The sequence below is a fragment of the Mycolicibacterium celeriflavum genome, assembly GCF_010731795.1.
GTDB classification, from domain to species: Bacteria; Actinomycetota; Actinomycetes; order Mycobacteriales; family Mycobacteriaceae; genus Mycobacterium; species Mycobacterium celeriflavum.
Genome location: NZ_AP022591.1, coordinates 3,762,157 through 3,777,235, shown reverse-complemented (window position 1 = coordinate 3,777,235; position 15,079 = coordinate 3,762,157). Strand labels below are relative to the sequence as shown.

Sequence of the window (15,079 nt, the reverse complement as noted above, 5' to 3'; positions counted from 1 at the left end):
TCGGCCGGGTTACAGCCCGGCCAGGGCCAGCAGGTGCTCGGTTTCGGGGCCCTTGACCAGCGACGCGGCGATCAGGGGGTCGGTCGGTCCGATACCGAAGGACGGGCAGTCATTGGCCAGCACGCAGGTACCGCACGCCGGCTTGCGCGCGTGGCAGACGCGACGGCCGTGGAAGATCACCCGGTGGCTGAGGTCGGTCCACTCGCTGCGCTCGATGAGCTCACCGACGGCGTGCTCGACCTTGACCGGATCCTCCTCGGTGGTCCACCGCCACCGGCGGACGAGCCGGCCGAAGTGCGTGTCGACGGTGATGCCCGGGATGCCGAACGCATTGCCGAGGATGACGTTGGCGGTCTTGCGGCCGACGCCGGGCAGCGTCACCAATTCCTCCATGGTTGCGGGCACCTGACCGTCGAACCGTTCGACGAGTTCCTGGCCGAGCCGCATGAGTGAGTTGGCCTTGTTGCGGTAGAACCCGGTGGGCCGGATGATTTCCTCCAGCTCGGTGCGGTCGGCCTGCGCGTAGTCAACTGCGGTGCGGTATTTCTTGAACAGCGCCGGGGTGGTCAGGTTGACCCGCTTGTCGGTGCTCTGTGCCGACAGGATCGTCGCGACGGTCAGCTCGAGCGGGTTGGTGAAGTCCAGCTCGCAGTACACATGCGGAAACGCCTGCGCCAGCGCGCGATTCATCCGTCGCGCGCGGCGAACCAGACCGATGCGCGTTTCGCCGTCCCGGTTCCGGGCCCGTTTCATCGCACCCGACTTCTTTGCCGACGTCTCACCCACGGTCACGAAAGCCAGCGTACTGAGACGCACCGACACCGGTACTGCGGACCGGTGACACTTCGTGATCCCGCTGAGACCTTCGGCGTGTTTACTTCAGCCTTGTGTCGTGGTTGCTGGTCGCGCTGATACCGGGGTTGCTGATGGTGGCGACATTCGGGCTGCAGCGACTCGAGGCGGGCCTGCACCGCGACACCGTCTCAGCCACCGATGTGGCGAAATTCCTTGCGGAGGCCGAGCCGTCCGACGTCGACACGCTGGCGCGGGACGGGATGAGCCGCGCGCTCGACGGTCTGCGCCAACGCCGGCACGTTGACCACGCGATGGCCGGTGGATCCAGACCGATCTATCACGACTCGGGTTTGCCGACGCACGGCTTCCCCGAGCCCCGGGTGAATCCGGAGTTTCGGCCGACCCGACATGCCGATCGTGTGTAGCGTGGGCTGGTCACGAAACCGGGTACCTCTAGACTTATCTCGCTAACCGATAGAGGTCGGCTTCACCTAACAGCTTAAGAGGGGCAACGTGGACGAGATCCTGGCGCGGGCCGGAATCTTCCAGGGGGTCGAACCAAGCGCCGTCGCCGCGCTGACCAAACAACTGCAGCCAGTCGACTTCCCTCGTGGACACACCGTGTTCGCCGAGGGTGAACCCGGCGACCGGCTCTACATCATCATTTCGGGCAAGGTCAAGATCGGCCGCCGGTCGCCGGACGGCCGAGAGAATCTGCTGACCATCATGGGTCCGTCGGACATGTTCGGCGAGCTGTCGATCTTCGACCCCGGCCCGCGGACGTCGAGCGCGACGACCATCACCGAGGTGCGCGCAGTGTCGATGGACCGTGACGCGCTGCGGGCGTGGATCGCCGACCGGCCGGAGATCGCCGAGCAACTGCTGCGGGTGCTCGCCCGTCGTCTGCGCCGCACCAACAACAACCTGGCCGACCTGATCTTCACCGACGTTCCCGGTCGCGTCGCCAAGCAGCTGCTGCAGTTGGCTCAGCGGTTCGGCACCCAGGAGGGTGGCGCACTGCGAGTGACACACGACCTCACCCAGGAAGAGATCGCCCAGCTGGTCGGCGCATCGCGGGAAACCGTCAACAAGGCGCTCGCCGACTTCGCCCATCGCGGCTGGATTCGCTTGGAGGGCAAGAGCGTTCTGATCTCCGACTCGGAGCGCCTGGCCCGCCGCGCACGCTAACGATTCGGGTGTAGTCACCCGCGTAGGTAGTCGAGCTGCGCCTGGACGCTCCATTCCGCTACATCCCAGAGCTTCTCGTCGACGTCGGTGTAGACATGCTCGACGACCTGGCGGACGGTGGCGTCCTCACCCAATGTTCGCAAGGCCGCCCGCACCTGCTCGAGCCGCTCCTGGCGATGGGTGAGGTACCCGGCGCTGACGGCTTCGAGATCGTCGAGTTCGGGGCCGTGGCCCGGCAGCACCGTGCGGTGGCCCAGCCCGCGCAACCGCTGCAGTGAATCCAGGTAGTGGCTCAGGCTGCCGTCTTCGGAGTCGATGACCGTGGTGCCGCGCCCGAGCACGGTGTCGGCCGTCAACACCGCGTCGTCGAGCACGAACGACACCGAATCAGCCGTATGCCCCGGCGTCGCCATCACCGTGATGCGCAGGCCCGCAGCGTCGATGACCTCGCGGTCTGTCAGCGGCCCACCGAGGCCGCGCAGAAACCCGCTGCCGACGGCCCGCACCACCGCCCCCGTACGGTCGACGATCTTGTCGATGGCACCGGTGTGGTCCTCGTGCCGGTGGCTGATCAGCACCAGCGGGATACGGCCCAGCTCCGCGATGCGCGCGATGTGCTCGTCGTCCTCGGGCCCGGGATCGACGACGACCATCTCGTCGCTGCCGGGTCCGCGCAGTACCCAGGTGTTGGTGCCCTCCAACGTCATCAAGCCGGGGTTGTCGCACAGCAGCACCGACGCGGTGCCGGTCACCGGGCGCAGCAGCCCGTACGCCGGATGCTCCAGCGTCAACTGATCTCCACGATCAGCTCGACCTCGACCGGCGCATCCTTCGGCAGCTCCGACACGCCGACCGCGGAGCGGGCGTGCGCGCCGGCCTCCCCGAACACCTCACCGAGCAATTCGGACGCGCCGTTGACGATGCCCGGCTGACCATTGAACCCGGGCGCGGAGGCGACGAACCCGACCACCTTCACGACGCGGGTGACCGAGTCGATGCCGACCAGCGAGTGCACCGCGGCCAGCGCGTTCAGCGCACAGACCCGGGCCAGGTCGCGGGCCTGCTCGGGGCTGACTCCGCCGCCGACCTTGCCGGTCTGCAACAGCTCACCGTCCCGGATCGGCAGCTGACCGGCGGTGTAAACCAGGTTGCCGGTGCGTACCGCGGGCACATAGGCCGCCAGCGGCGCCGCCACCGCGGGCAGCTCGATGCCCAGCTCCGCGAGCCGCGCCGAGACGCTCATTTCGGGCGTTTGAGGTACGCGACGTGCTGTTCGCCCGTGGGGCCCGGCAGCACCGAAACCAGCTCCCAGCCGTCCTCTCCCCACTGGTCGAGAATCTGCTTGGTGGCGTGGGTCAGCAGCGGGACGGTGGCGTACTCCCAGCGGGTCGATTCGGTCATGTGGCCGAGCTTATCGGGCAGTGACCCGGCGTTGGCTAGCATGCACGGGTGGCTTCCACTACCAATGGCGGTAGAACCGTCGGCTGGCCGTCGCGGCTGAGCAAGGCCCGCCTGCACTTCGTCACCGGCAAGGGCGGTACCGGCAAATCGACGATCGCCGCCTCGCTGGCGTTGGCTCTGGCCGCTGGCGGCCGCAAGGTCCTGCTGGTGGAAGTCGAAGGGCGCCAAGGTATTGCGCAGCTGTTCGACGTGCCGCCGCTGCCGTATCAAGAGGTCAAGATCGCGACCGCCGAGGGCGGTGGCCAGGTCAATGCATTGGCGATCGACACCGAGGCGGCATTCCTCGAGTATCTCGACATGTTCTACAACCTCGGCCTGGCCGGCCGGGCCATGCGCAGGATCGGGGCCGTCGAATTTGCGACCACGATCGCGCCGGGCCTGCGCGACGTGCTGCTGACCGGCAAGATCCGCGAGATCGTGACCCGCGCCGAGAAGGGCAAGCAGCCGGTCTACGACGCCGTCGTCGTCGACTCACCGCCGACCGGTCGCATCGCACGGTTCCTCGACGTCACCAAGGCGGTGTCCGATCTCGCCAAGGGCGGGCCGGTGCACGGGCAGGCCGAGAGCGTGGTCAAGGTGCTGCACTCGGAGATGACCGCCATCCACCTCGTCACGCTGCTGGAGGCGCTGCCCATCCAGGAGACGCTGGAGGCCATCGACGAGTTGAAGGACCTCGGCCTGCCGATCGGCAGCGTCATCGTCAACCGCAACATCCCCGCCTATCTGCCCGCCGACGCGCTGGCCAAGGCCGCCGAAGGTGTCATCGACGCCGACGCCGTTCGCGCCGGGCTGGCCGAAGCCGGAATCACGTTGTCCGACACCGACTTCGCTGGGCTGCTGACCGAGACGATCCAGCACGCGACCCGGATCATGGCCCGTGCCGAAAGCGCCGAGCAACTCGACGCTTTGGATGTAGCGCGACTACAGCTGCCTCAGATCACCGATGGCGTGGACCTCGGCAGCCTCTACGAACTCGCCGAAGAACTCGAACGCCAAGGGGTGCGATGATGAGTGCGACTCCACCGGCCCTGGACATGGGCTCGATTCTGCGGGACACGTCGAACCGCGTCGTGGTCTGTTGCGGCGCAGGCGGTGTCGGCAAGACCACCACCGCGGCGGCGATGGCGTTGCGCGCGGCGGAGTACGGCAGAAAAGTCGTCGTGCTGACCATCGACCCGGCGAAGCGACTCGCCCAGGCGTTGGGCATCAAGACGCTGGGCAACACCCCACAGCGTGTTCCGCTCGCGCCGGAGGTGCCGGGTGAGCTGCACGCGATGATGCTCGACATGCGCCGCACGTTCGACGAGATGGTCATCCAGTATTCGGGACCGCAACGGGCGCAAGAGATTCTGGACAACCAGTTCTATCAGACGGTCGCCACCTCGTTGGCGGGCACTCAGGAATATATGGCGATGGAGAAGCTCGGTCAGCTTCTCGGCGAGGACCGGTGGGACCTCGTCGTCGTCGACACCCCACCGTCGCGCAACGCATTGGACTTCCTGGACGCGCCAAAGCGGTTGGGCGGCTTCATGGACAGCCGACTCTGGAAACTCCTGCTGGGTCCCGGTCGAGGAATCGGCCGGTTGGTGACGGGCGCGATGGGGCTGGCGATGAAGGCCCTATCGACTGTTCTCGGCTCCCAAATGCTCTCCGACGCAGCGGCTTTCGTGCAATCACTCGACTCGACGTTCGGTGGCTTCCGCGAAAAGGCCGACCGCACCTACGATCTCCTCAAACGCCGCGGCACGCAGTTCGTGGTGGTGTCGGCGGCCGAACCGGATGCGCTTCGCGAAGCGTCGTTCTTCGTCGACCGACTTTCCGAAGAGCACATGCCGCTGTCCGGTTTGATTCTCAATCGCACCCATCCGATGCTGTCGGACCTGCACGCCGAGAAGGCCGAAGAGGCCGCCGAGACCATCGAGAAGACCGATCCCGACTCGTTGACCGCTGCGGTGCTCAAGATTCACGCCGACAGGGCGTCCACCGCCAAACGTGAGATTCGGTTGCTGTCTCGGTTCACCGGCGCCAATCCGCATGTGGCGATCGTCGGTGTGCCGTCATTGCCGTTCGATGTGTCGGACCTGGAGGCGCTGCGGGCCATCGCCGATCAGATCACCGGCGAGGCTGCTTCCGCCGCGTAGCTCAGACCGCGCTGCGGTGCTTGCGCTGGGCGGCAAAGAACTCGGCCCAGGACACCACCTCGGGGTGCTGCTTGAGCAGTGCGCGCCGCTGGCGCTCGGTCATCCCGCCCCACACCCCGAACTCGACGCGGTTGTCCAGGGCGTCGGCGCCGCACTCGAGTATCACCGGGCAATGTCTGCAGATCACGGCGGCTTTGCGCTGCGCGGCCCCGCGGACGAACAGCTCGTCGGGATCGGTCTGGCGGCATCGGGCCTGCGATACCCAGGCAATGCGGGCTTCGGCTTCAGCGCCGTGGACAACACTGTGAGCCGAGGACGTCATCGCGGTCCTGCGTACCGCGGGCCTAGTAGCTGACACCAGCGTTCCCTCCGTTCCAACCGCCCCCCGGCCAACACCGGTACGGCGCAGTCCCAGGTGTAGAACGCCTTGCTGCGATCTACGCCACATTGCGTGGGGTCAGTGTGACCTGCATCGCACTGTTCGACCAAATTAGATGGTCACAGCCGTTCTGCGCAATATCTACGGGCCACTTTTTTGGGACGACCGTGCCGTCAGGGAGCAAATTTGACGTCCGCGCCGGTCGGCGCGGCCTCCGGAGCTGGCAATCGACCGTCGGAAGCTGCCATTTTGCGACGTCGTTACGCTGTTAGTCATGCCGGAGAGCCAGCCGAGTCGACCGCCCACTGCGGTCACGGTCGTCAAGCTCGCCTGGTGCGTTCTATTGGCCAGCGTCATCACCGCGGCCTTGATGTTTCCGCTCGTCGGCGGGTTCGGCCTGGTCTCCAACCGAGCCTCCGACGTCGTCGCCAACGGTTCGGCGCAGTTGGTGGAGGGCGAGGTCCCACAGGTCTCGACGATGGTCGATGCCAAGGGCAACCCCATCGCCTGGCTGTACTCGCAGCGGCGGTTCGAAGTGCCCAGCGAGCAAATCGCCAACACGATGAAATTGGCGATCGTTTCGATCGAAGACAAGCGGTTCGCCGAGCACAACGGCGTCGACTGGCAAGGCACGCTGACCGGTCTGTCGGGATATCTGTCGGGCAACCTGGACACCCGCGGTGGCTCCACCATCGAGCAGCAGTACGTCAAGAATTACCAACTGCTGGTGATCGCCCAGACCGAGGCGGAGAGGCGCGCGGCCGTCGAGACCACGGCGGCGCGCAAGCTGCGTGAGATCCGGATGGCGCTGACGCTGGACAAGACGTTCACCAAGTCGGAGATACTGACCCGCTACCTGAACCTGGTGTCGTTCGGCAACGGCGCCTTCGGGGTGCAGGACGCCGCGCAGACCTACTTCGGCATCAACGCCTCCGAGCTGAACTGGCAGCAGGCGGCGCTGCTGGCCGGCATGGTGCAGTCCACCAGCACGCTGAACCCCTACACCAATCCCGAGGGTGCGCTGGCGCGTCGAAATCTGGTGCTGGACACCATGATCGAAAACATTCCCGAAGAGGCCGAGGCACTTCGGGCGGCCAAGGAACAGCCGCTCGGCGTGCTGCCGCAACCCAAGGAACTGCCACGCGGCTGCATCGCCGCGGGCGACCGCGCGTTCTTCTGCGACTACGCGCTCGAGTACCTGGCCCGCGCCGGCATCAGCAAGGAGCAGGTCGCCAGGGGCGGTTACCTGATCAAGACGACGCTCGACCCAGACGTGCAGGGCCCGGTGAAGGCCGCGGTCAACCAGTTCGCCAGCCCCGACCTCGACGGTGTGGCGAGCGTGATGAGCGTGATCAAACCCGGCAAGGAGTCGCACCCGGTCCTGGCCATGGCCAGTAGCCGCACTTACGGGCTCAACCTCGATGCCGGCGAGACCATGCAGCCTCAGCCGTTCTCCCTGGTCGGCGACGGCGCCGGGTCGACGTTCAAGATCTTCACGGTGGCCGCGGCCATGGAGATGGGCATGGGCATCAACGCCCAACTCGACGTGCCCGGCCAGTTCCAGGCCAAGGGCCTCGGCAGCAGCGACACCCCGGGCTGCCCGCCCGCCACCTGGTGCGTGAAGAACGCCGGCAACTACCGCGGCACGATGAACATCACCGAGGCGCTGGCCACCTCGCCGAACACCGCCTTCGCCAAGCTGATCTCACAGGTGGGTGTGCAGCGCAGCGTCGACATGGCGGTCCGGCTGGGGCTGCGGTCCTATGCGCTGCCCGGCACCGCGCGTGACTACGACCCCGGCAGCAACGAGAGCCTCGCCGACTTCATCAAGCGGCAGAACCTCGGTTCATTCGTCTTGGGGCCGATCGAAATCAACGCACTCGAGTTCTCGAACGTCGCGGCGACACTGGCCTCCGGCGGCATGTGGTGCCCACCCAACCCGATCGCGCAGGTCATCGACCGCCACGGTGAGGAAGTCGCGGTCACCACCGAGACCTGTGAGCAGGTGGTCCCCGACGGCCTGGCCAATACGTTGGCCAACGCGTTGAGCAAGGACCACGAGGGCGCGGGCACCGCCGCGGCGGCGGCCGGTTCGGTCGGTTGGAACCTGCCGATGTCCGGCAAGACCGGCACCACCGAGGCGCACCGCTCGTCGGCGTTCCTCGGCTTCACCAACACGCTCGCCGCCGGCAACTACATCTACGACGACTCCACCTCGCCCGGTGAACTGTGTTCGTTCCCGCTGCGCAAATGCGGATACGGCAACCTGTACGGCGGCAACGAACCCGCCCGGACGTGGTTCAGCGCGATGAAGCCGATCGCCAACAACTTCGGTGAGGTCCGGCTGCCCCCGACGGATCCGCGCTATGTCGAGGGTGGTCCCGGCTCGCGGGTCCCCAGCGTCTCGGGCATGACGGAGGGCACCGCCCGGCAACGGCTGCGCGACGCTGGCTTCCAGGTGTCCGATCAGGCCTCGTCGGTGAACAGTTCGGCGCCCCGAGGATCGGTCGTCGGCACGTCGCCGAACGGACAGACGGTGCCCGGCTCCATCATCACGATCCAGGTCTCCAACGGCATCCCGCCCGCACCGCCGCCTCCACCCGCCGGGATGCCGGGGCTTCCGGCGCCGGTGGGCCAGACGGTGGTGGAGATTCCCGGCCTGCCGCCGATCACCGTGCCGGTGCTCGGACCGCCACCACCGGCGCCGCCCCCACCGTGATCGGCTGCGGTTGCGCGCCGCGGACCGGGTGAAGGCGGTGACTCGGCGCGGCTGGCAGTAGGCTCTGCAGCATGTCCGCCCGTTCGACGATCCTGAAGAACTCCGCCGCGGCCTCCGCCGGTGCGCTGGCGGCCGGCATCGGCTACGCCTCGCTGATCGAGCGCAACGCATTCGCCGTGCGGGAATTGACGATGCCGGTGCTCTCGCCGGGGTCGTCGCCGCTGAAGGTGCTGCACATCAGCGACATTCACATGCGTCCCGGACAGCGCCGCAAACAGGCCTGGCTGCGGGAACTGGCGGCTCTGGAACCCGACCTGGTGGTCAACACCGGTGACAACCTGGCGCACGCCAAGGCGGTGCCCGCGGTGGTGCAGTCGCTGTCGGAGTTGCTGTCGGTCCCGGGTGTCTTCGTGTTCGGCAGCAACGACTATTTCGGACCCCGGCCGAAGAACCCCCTCAACTACATCACCCGGCCCGGTCACCGCATCCACGGTGAACCGCTGCCGTGGCAGGACCTGCGGGCGGCGTTCACCGAGCGCGGCTGGCTCGACGTGACGCACACCCGCCGTGAGCTGGAGGTGCGCGGCCTGCACATTGCAGCGGCCGGCGTCGACGATCCGCATCTGTCGCGGGACCGCTACGAGACCATCGCCGGCCCCGCCAGCCCAGCCGCCAACCTCACGCTGGGGCTGACGCATTCGCCGGAGCCGCGGGTCCTCGACCGGTTCGCCGCCGACGGGTACCAGCTGGTGATGGCCGGCCACACGCACGGCGGGCAGTTGTGCCTGCCGTTCTACGGCGCCTTGGTGACCAACTGTGGCTTGGACCGCTCGCGGGTCAAGGGACCATCACGGTGGGGCGTGCGCACCCAACTGCACGTCTCGGCGGGCATCGGCACCTCGCCGTACGCTCCGCTGCGGTTCTGCTGCCGTCCCGAGGCCACGCTGCTGACACTGGTCGCGACGCCGATCGGCGGCCGGGACGCGGACACTCGGGCGGGCATATCCCATCCGAGCGTCTCGGTGCGGTGACCGACACGGCCCTGACAGCCAGTCGCAGCGGTCCACGCATGTGGGTGCACGAGGCGGTCCGGTTGATCGAGGCCGACGCACGCCGTAGCGCCGACACCCATCTGCTGCGGTATCCGCTGCCTTCGGCCTGGTGCGACGGCTGCGACCTGCAGTTGTACCTCAAGGACGAGACCACCCACATCACGGGCAGTCTCAAGCACCGATTGGCGCGATCGCTGTTTCTGTACGCGCTGTGCAACGGCTGGATCGACGAGAACACCACGATCATCGAAGCGTCGTCAGGATCGACAGCGGTGTCGGAGGCGTACTTCGCGGCGCTGCTCGGCTTGCCGTTCATCGCCGTGATGCCGTCCTCGACGAGCGCGAGCAAGATCGCCTTGATCGAATCACAAGGCGGGCGTTGCCATTTCGTGGCGGAGTCCAGTCAGGTTTACGCCGAGGCGGAACGGCTCGCCGAAGAGACCGGCGGACATTACATCGATCAGTTCACCAACGCCGAGCGGGCCACCGACTGGCGTGGCAACAACAACATCGCCGAGTCGATCTTCGAGCAGATGCGCGACGAGGCGCATCCCGTGCCCGACTGGATCGTGGTGGGCGCCGGCACGGGCGGCACCAGCGCCACCATCGGCCGCTACATCAGGTATCGGCGCCACCGGACCCGGCTGTGCGTGGTCGACCCGGAGAACTCGGCGTTCTTCCCCGCCTACGCGCAGGGCCGCGGTGATGTGGTGACCGGGATGTCGTCGCGGATCGAGGGTATCGGCCGGCCGCGAGTGGAACCGTCGTTCCTGCCCGGCGTGGTCGACCGCATGGTGGTCGTGCCGGATGCCGCCTCGGTGGCTGCCGCTCGGCACGCCAGCAGGGTGCTGGGCCGGCGGGTGGGGCCGTCGACCGGGACGAATCTGTGGGGCGCGTTCGGCCTCTTGGCGGAGATGATGACCGCAGGGCGCAGTGGTTCGGTGGTGACGCTGCTGGCCGACAGCGGCGACCGCTACGCGGACACCTACTTCTGCGACGAGTGGCTGACCAGCCAGGGGTTGGACGCCTCGGAGTTCGCGTCGGAGTTGGTCGAGTTCGAACGCTCGGGACGCTGGTCCTGATCGTCGGCTCCGCCGCTCAGCGGGCCGTCCGAGGTGAGGAACAGCCACACCGCGGCGAGCACGAAGAAACCTAGATAGATGGATGCGCCAAGACCAGTCATCTCGTCCTCGCTTCGTCGGTTCCTGCCGTCAGTGTGCATAACGCCACCGACAACCCCATTGCTTCCCCCGGCGTGTCGTGATGTACGCCTCTGCGTGGACGCCAGGACGGCCCGCGCCCTACTACGTTTCGGGTATGGACCGCGTCCTGGATGAGCTGCGCCGCCCAGCGGTGTGGCTGATCCCGGTGGTGGTGGCGGCGGTCCAGCTCGCAGGCACTGCCGGACCGCGGCACCGCCGTGGACCGGATCTGCACTGGGTGCCACTCAACTGGTTCGGCTACCTGTTGCTGATCGCCGGCCCGGTGGCGCTGCTGCTGCGCACCGTCTACCCGTACGCGGTGCTGCTGACCGTGCTCGCGATCACCATGGTCTACCTGGCGGCGGGGTTCCGGGTGGGACCGGTCTTCGCATCGCTGATCGTGGCGTTTCTGACCGCGGCCGTCACGGGTCCACGCTGGCGTAGCTATCCGCTGCCGCTGCTGGGCTGGGCGGCGGTGGTCTGGCTGATCCCCCTGCTTCGGGGCGAGGAGCCACCGCCCGCCGTTGCGATCGGCGCAATCGCGGCGTGGCTGATCGTGCTCGTGGCGGTCGCCGAGGGTATCCGGCAGCGGCGCGCGGTGATCGTCGCGCGTCGTCAGCGCAAGGCCGCGATGGCGCGGGAGGCGCAGGCCGAGCACGAGCGCCAGGCCACGCAGGCGCGGCTGTCCATCGCGCGGGAGCTGCACGACGTACTTGCGCACAGCCTGTCGATGATCAACGTGCAGTCATCGGTTGCGCTGGAATTGCTCGACCGCCATCCGGAGCGAGCCGGTCCTGCGCTCGCTGCCATCAAAGATGCCAGCCGGCAAGCGATCTCGGATGTGCACTCGTTGGTCGACGCGCTGCGCACCGAGCAGGGCCAACCGACCGCCCCGACCCCTGGGATCGCCGATCTGGACGGCCTGGTCGGCACCGCCCGCGCGACGGGATTGACGGTGACCACTGCGGTCCGCGGCGAACCGCGTCCGGTGCCCGCGGTGATCGACGTCGCGGCAGCCCGCATCGTTCAGGAGTCATTGACGAACGTGGTACGGCATTCGACGGCCGAACACGCCTCCGTCACAATCACTTACGGACCCGACACGTTGACCGTCGCGGTCGACAACGACGGACGTCCGCTCAACTCCGGGCCACCGTCGGGAGGCAGTGGCATCGTCGGCATGCGAGAGCGGGCCCGCGCGCTGGGCGGCGAACTGTCGGTGCACCGGCATCCCGGCGGCGCATTCAGCGTACGGGCCTCTCTTCCATTAGCGGCCGAAAGTGACGAGGCGACATGACGATTCGGGTAGTTGTCGCTGATGACCAGGCGCTGGTGCGGGCGGGCTTCGCCGCGCTACTCGACGCGCAGGACGACATCGAGGTGGTCGCGGAGGCCGATACCGGGACCGCTGCGCTGGCGTCCGCGCGCGAACATCGGCCTGACGTGGTGCTGATGGACATCCGGATGCCGGAGATGGACGGGCTGGCCGCGACGCGGGCGATCGTGGCCGACCCGGCGCTCAGCGGAGTGCGGGTGGTGGTACTGACGACGTTCGAACTCGACGAGTACGTGTTCGACGCGATGCGCGCCGGGGCGAGCGGCTTCCTGGTCAAGCACACCGAGCCGATCGAACTGGTGCGGGCGGTGCGGGTGGTCGCCGAGGGCGACGCGCTGCTGTCGCCGTCGGTGACGCGTCGGCTGGTGGCGGAGTTCGCCGCCCGAACCAAGGCGCCCGCCGGGTCGCCGGCCGCGCTGGCCGACTTGACGACGCGGGAGCGCGAGGTGATGGCGCTGGTGGCCGAGGGCCTGAACAACGCCGAGATCGGGCAGCGGTTGTTCATGAGCCCGGCCACCGCGCGGACCCACGTCAGCCGGATCCTGACCAAGCTGGGCGCCCGCGACCGCACCCAGCTGGTGGTGATGGCCTACGAGACCGGCCTGGTACGGCCCGGGTGGCAGGGCTGACGACTACGCGCGGCGGCGTATGGCAGTTGCCGACCACAGGCCGATGCGGCGCCGACCCGTCAGCGGCAGGCTCGATGCCATGAACATCTACGAAATCATCCCAACCACAACCACGTTTCTCGCCGAGCACGGCGGCCGGTTCGCCGACCACGACTGGAACCCGTGGTTCCTGCTCATTCCTTTGACCTTCTGGACACTCGTCATCGTCGGCATCGTCTACGCCGCGCGCCGTTTCCGCGGCAGCCACGGCATTCGCACGCTGCGTGACTCGTACGCCAAGGGCGAGGTCACCGAGGCCGAGTACCGCGAGCGTCTGGCCGTGCTGAGGGACACCCGCCGCTAAAGCGTTTGAGGCGTGCGTCGTGATTTCTGCACCAGGGTCGTCCTCGGAACGAATCACAGCCCTGGTGCAGAAGTCGCGGTCGTCCATCGGGTCCGCGGTAAGCGTTTGGCCCCGCACCAGGCCGGTGCGATACGCTGTCGTGGCTTCACGCGGGGTGTGGCGCAGCTTGGTAGCGCGCTTCGTTCGGGACGAAGAGGTCGTGGGTTCGAATCCCGCCACCCCGACTCGTGTGATCGCAGGTAGAGGCCCTGACCGGGAATTCCGGTCGGGGCCTTCTTACTTCCCAGTCCGCAGCTGGTCCGCAGTGGCTGCCAGAGACCGCATTCGCGCGGCATCTAGTGCAACTGAAACTTGCTCCAGGTCGTCGGGGAACAGGTCGGCATACGTATCCAGGGTCAAGACCGCAGAAGCGTGTCCCAGCATCGTCTGAACAGCCTTGACGTTGGCCCCGGCGCTGATCGACAAGGACGCTGCCGTATGACGAAGGTCGTGAGGCGTGACGGTGGGATACGCCGGGTCTGCTTCCTGAAGCCGTTGGACAGCCATGTTGAACACCCGCGGCCGCCACGTCGACACTCGCAACAATGCTCCGCCGGGTGACGTGAACACCAAATCGTCTCGTCGCTTGCCGATCATGATCGCGGCCAGCGGATCAGCAAGGAACGCAGGGAAGGGCACCGAGCGACGCTCGTGGGATTTGGGTGACGACCACACCACACGTCCCTTGACCTCGGCGACCGCCTCACGGATATTTACCCTCCGGCGGAGCATGTCGAAGGACTCCACCCGTAGCGCTGCCATCTCGCCCCAGCGCAGCCCGGTGTAGGCCAGGAATCGAACAACAACGGCGTACTCGCCGACCTCGCGGGCCAGAAGCTCCACCTGCTGGTGTGTCAGGTAGCCCCGCGCTCGGTGCTGTCGTCGCGGCGACTTCACTCCTGTGCACGGATTGCGGGGGATCCGTCGATCGTCGACGGCCATCTCCAAGATCTGCCTCAGGACGCTGAGCGCGTTCTCGATGGTGGCCGGTTTGGCTCCGCCCGCCGCCAATTGCTGCACCCACGCCCTGATATCCGACGATTGCACGTCGGCTACAGCGACCGCGGCCCACCGGCCTTCGACGTAGCCCGACCAGGCGAATGCGCGTGTCGCAACCGTCGTCTCCTTCAAATGACCCTGTGTGCCAAGCCATTTCCCATGCAGCTCACGGACGGTGATGCGCCCGGCTTTCGGCGCGACATAGGTGCCGATCGTCTGAGCGGCCGTGATCTCATTGAGAAAGGCCTGAGCGTCCACCTTGCGGTCGAACGAACGCGTGTTCTCCCCGCCTTGATCGTCGACGTAACGGGCCAACCAGCGGCGGCCCATACCGCTACGTGCGGTGGGGCTCCCGTCTGATCGACGCCACCGGTCCTCGACACCAGCCCGACGGTTTCGTCGCTGCAAGTCGACCACCTCCTCTACCGCCAGTTTCACACCGACCACCGACAGCCGACGAAAGCGTTCGGCTGAAGTCAATTTGTAGGCGAAGTTGAGGGTACTGGTGGACAAATGCAGGGCGCCACCACCACCGTTGGATTCGTTGACAGAACCCACCATTGAGGAGCAGCTACATGGATCTACTGAGCGCCAAACAGGTTTCGGACATCATCGGCGTCCCCGTTGGAACTCTCCGCTACTGGCGCCACTGCGATATCGGGCCGGCCAGTTTCACCTTGGGCCGCCGGGTCGTGTACCGGCGCGACGAGGTACTGCGATGGATCGCGGAACAAGAAACCGCGACCCGGCGGGGAGGCGGAGACGCCGCGTGAACCGCGCCCACGAAAAAGACCCC

17 protein-coding genes and 1 tRNA gene are annotated in these 15,079 nt (G+C 67.1%); 12 read left to right on the top strand and 6 right to left on the bottom strand.

Translation table 11 applies throughout. The features are described from left to right. Positions 1 to 9 precede the first annotated feature (9 nt). Positions 10 to 753 (bottom strand): endonuclease III, encoded by a 744-nt coding sequence (gene nth / locus G6N18_RS18305; protein WP_083000471.1) that lies wholly within the window; start codon positions 751 to 753, stop codon positions 10 to 12. A 173-nt stretch (positions 754 to 926) separates the two neighbouring features. On the opposite strand from nth, the gene G6N18_RS18300 reads away from it, so the two are divergent. Next, entirely contained in the window at positions 927 to 1,220 is a 294-nt protein-coding gene (locus G6N18_RS18300) for a hypothetical protein (RefSeq protein ID WP_067222575.1), read from the top strand. 88 nt (positions 1,221 to 1,308) lie between these two features. After that, the gene (crp, locus tag G6N18_RS18295; protein ID WP_059101725.1) at positions 1,309 to 1,983 is read left to right on the top strand and encodes a cAMP-activated global transcriptional regulator CRP; all 675 of its coding nucleotides are present in this window, start codon (positions 1,309 to 1,311) and stop codon (positions 1,981 to 1,983) included. A gap of 14 nt (positions 1,984 to 1,997) precedes the next feature. Here the strand turns inward: crp and G6N18_RS18290 are convergent, their stop codons facing one another. The 3 genes from G6N18_RS18290 to G6N18_RS18280 are packed head-to-tail and all read right to left on the bottom strand — an operon-like array spanning position 1,998 to position 3,384. Further along, on the bottom strand, positions 1,998 to 2,774 hold the full coding sequence (locus G6N18_RS18290; RefSeq protein ID WP_067222102.1) for an MBL fold metallo-hydrolase: 777 nt from the start codon (positions 2,772 to 2,774) through the stop codon (positions 1,998 to 2,000). Further along, positions 2,771 to 3,226, bottom strand: coding sequence for a RidA family protein (locus tag G6N18_RS18285; protein ID WP_083000292.1), 456 nt, complete (start codon positions 3,224 to 3,226; stop codon positions 2,771 to 2,773). The genes G6N18_RS18290 and G6N18_RS18285 overlap by 4 nt, the downstream gene beginning before the upstream one ends. Beyond that, positions 3,223 to 3,384, bottom strand: coding sequence for a Sp36 family protein (locus G6N18_RS18280; protein ID WP_094288127.1), 162 nt, complete (start codon positions 3,382 to 3,384; stop codon positions 3,223 to 3,225). The genes G6N18_RS18285 and G6N18_RS18280 overlap by 4 nt, the downstream gene beginning before the upstream one ends. 48 nt (positions 3,385 to 3,432) lie before the next feature. Here G6N18_RS18280 and G6N18_RS18275 point away from each other — a divergent pair, with 48 nt between their 5' ends. Then, entirely contained in the window at positions 3,433 to 4,452 is a 1,020-nt protein-coding gene (locus tag G6N18_RS18275; RefSeq protein ID WP_083000295.1) for an ATPase BagA, read from the top strand. Next, the gene (locus G6N18_RS18270) at positions 4,452 to 5,585 is read left to right on the top strand and encodes an ATPase BagB (protein ID WP_083000297.1); all 1,134 of its coding nucleotides are present in this window, start codon (positions 4,452 to 4,454) and stop codon (positions 5,583 to 5,585) included. The genes G6N18_RS18275 and G6N18_RS18270 overlap by 1 nt, the downstream gene beginning before the upstream one ends. A 1-nt stretch (position 5,586) precedes the next feature. Here the strand turns inward: G6N18_RS18270 and G6N18_RS18265 are convergent, their stop codons facing one another. Continuing rightward, positions 5,587 to 5,943, bottom strand: coding sequence for a WhiB family transcriptional regulator (locus G6N18_RS18265; protein ID WP_059161848.1), 357 nt, complete (start codon positions 5,941 to 5,943; stop codon positions 5,587 to 5,589). A 295-nt stretch (positions 5,944 to 6,238) separates the two neighbouring features. On the opposite strand from G6N18_RS18265, the gene ponA2 reads away from it, so the two are divergent. The 7 genes from ponA2 to G6N18_RS18225 all read left to right on the top strand — a co-directional run bounded on the left by ponA2 (position 6,239) and on the right by G6N18_RS18225 (position 13,469). Next, entirely contained in the window at positions 6,239 to 8,683 is a 2,445-nt protein-coding gene (gene ponA2, locus G6N18_RS18260; RefSeq protein WP_083000299.1) for a transglycosylase/D,D-transpeptidase PonA2, read from the top strand. A gap of 71 nt (positions 8,684 to 8,754) precedes the next feature. Further along, the gene (locus G6N18_RS18255) at positions 8,755 to 9,714 is read left to right on the top strand and encodes a metallophosphoesterase (RefSeq protein ID WP_067222079.1); all 960 of its coding nucleotides are present in this window, start codon (positions 8,755 to 8,757) and stop codon (positions 9,712 to 9,714) included. A gap of 38 nt (positions 9,715 to 9,752) precedes the next feature. Then, positions 9,753 to 10,817, top strand: a complete 1,065-nt coding sequence (cds1, locus tag G6N18_RS18250) for an L-cysteine desulfhydrase Cds1 (protein ID WP_082949357.1) — start codon at positions 9,753 to 9,755, stop codon at positions 10,815 to 10,817. A gap of 235 nt (positions 10,818 to 11,052) precedes the next feature. Next, on the top strand, positions 11,053 to 12,234 hold the full coding sequence (locus G6N18_RS18240) for a sensor histidine kinase (protein ID WP_109749371.1): 1,182 nt from the start codon (positions 11,053 to 11,055) through the stop codon (positions 12,232 to 12,234). Continuing rightward, positions 12,231 to 12,902, top strand: a complete 672-nt coding sequence (locus G6N18_RS18235) for a response regulator transcription factor (protein WP_083000302.1) — start codon at positions 12,231 to 12,233, stop codon at positions 12,900 to 12,902. Before G6N18_RS18240 ends, G6N18_RS18235 begins: the two co-directional genes overlap by 4 nt. 79 nt (positions 12,903 to 12,981) lie before the next feature. Then, positions 12,982 to 13,245: an SHOCT domain-containing protein gene (locus tag G6N18_RS18230; RefSeq protein WP_131805742.1), complete on the top strand. Its 264-nt coding sequence runs from the start codon at positions 12,982 to 12,984 to the stop codon at positions 13,243 to 13,245. Between the two features lie 150 nt (positions 13,246 to 13,395). Beyond that, positions 13,396 to 13,469: transfer RNA gene (locus G6N18_RS18225), tRNA-Pro, on the top strand. 52 nt (positions 13,470 to 13,521) lie between these two features. Here the strand turns inward: G6N18_RS18225 and G6N18_RS18220 are convergent. Beyond that, positions 13,522 to 14,721: a tyrosine-type recombinase/integrase gene (locus G6N18_RS18220; protein ID WP_234806100.1), complete on the bottom strand. Its 1,200-nt coding sequence runs from the start codon at positions 14,719 to 14,721 to the stop codon at positions 13,522 to 13,524. Between the two features lie 137 nt (positions 14,722 to 14,858). Between G6N18_RS18220 and G6N18_RS18215 the strand changes: the two genes are divergently transcribed. Further along, positions 14,859 to 15,056, top strand: coding sequence for a helix-turn-helix transcriptional regulator (locus G6N18_RS18215; RefSeq protein WP_043985064.1), 198 nt, complete (start codon positions 14,859 to 14,861; stop codon positions 15,054 to 15,056). Positions 15,057 to 15,079: the final 23 nt, after the last annotated feature.

Coding starts and splice junctions, on each gene's coding strand:
- nth (WP_083000471.1), bottom strand. CDS start 753: ATGAAACGGGCCCGGAACCGGGACGGCGAAACGCGCATCGGTCTGGTT.
- G6N18_RS18300 (WP_067222575.1), top strand. CDS start 927: ATGGTGGCGACATTCGGGCTGCAGCGACTCGAGGCGGGCCTGCACCGC.
- G6N18_RS18285 (WP_083000292.1), bottom strand. CDS start 3,226: ATGAGCGTCTCGGCGCGGCTCGCGGAGCTGGGCATCGAGCTGCCCGCG.
- G6N18_RS18280 (WP_094288127.1), bottom strand. CDS start 3,384: ATGACCGAATCGACCCGCTGGGAGTACGCCACCGTCCCGCTGCTGACC.
- G6N18_RS18270 (WP_083000297.1), top strand. CDS start 4,452: ATGAGTGCGACTCCACCGGCCCTGGACATGGGCTCGATTCTGCGGGAC.
- ponA2 (WP_083000299.1), top strand. CDS start 6,239: ATGCCGGAGAGCCAGCCGAGTCGACCGCCCACTGCGGTCACGGTCGTC.
- G6N18_RS18255 (WP_067222079.1), top strand. CDS start 8,755: ATGTCCGCCCGTTCGACGATCCTGAAGAACTCCGCCGCGGCCTCCGCC.
- cds1 (WP_082949357.1), top strand. CDS start 9,753: ATGTGGGTGCACGAGGCGGTCCGGTTGATCGAGGCCGACGCACGCCGT.
- G6N18_RS18240 (WP_109749371.1), top strand. CDS start 11,053: ATGGACCGCGTCCTGGATGAGCTGCGCCGCCCAGCGGTGTGGCTGATC.
- G6N18_RS18235 (WP_083000302.1), top strand. CDS start 12,231: ATGACGATTCGGGTAGTTGTCGCTGATGACCAGGCGCTGGTGCGGGCG.
- G6N18_RS18230 (WP_131805742.1), top strand. CDS start 12,982: ATGAACATCTACGAAATCATCCCAACCACAACCACGTTTCTCGCCGAG.
- G6N18_RS18215 (WP_043985064.1), top strand. CDS start 14,859: ATGGATCTACTGAGCGCCAAACAGGTTTCGGACATCATCGGCGTCCCC.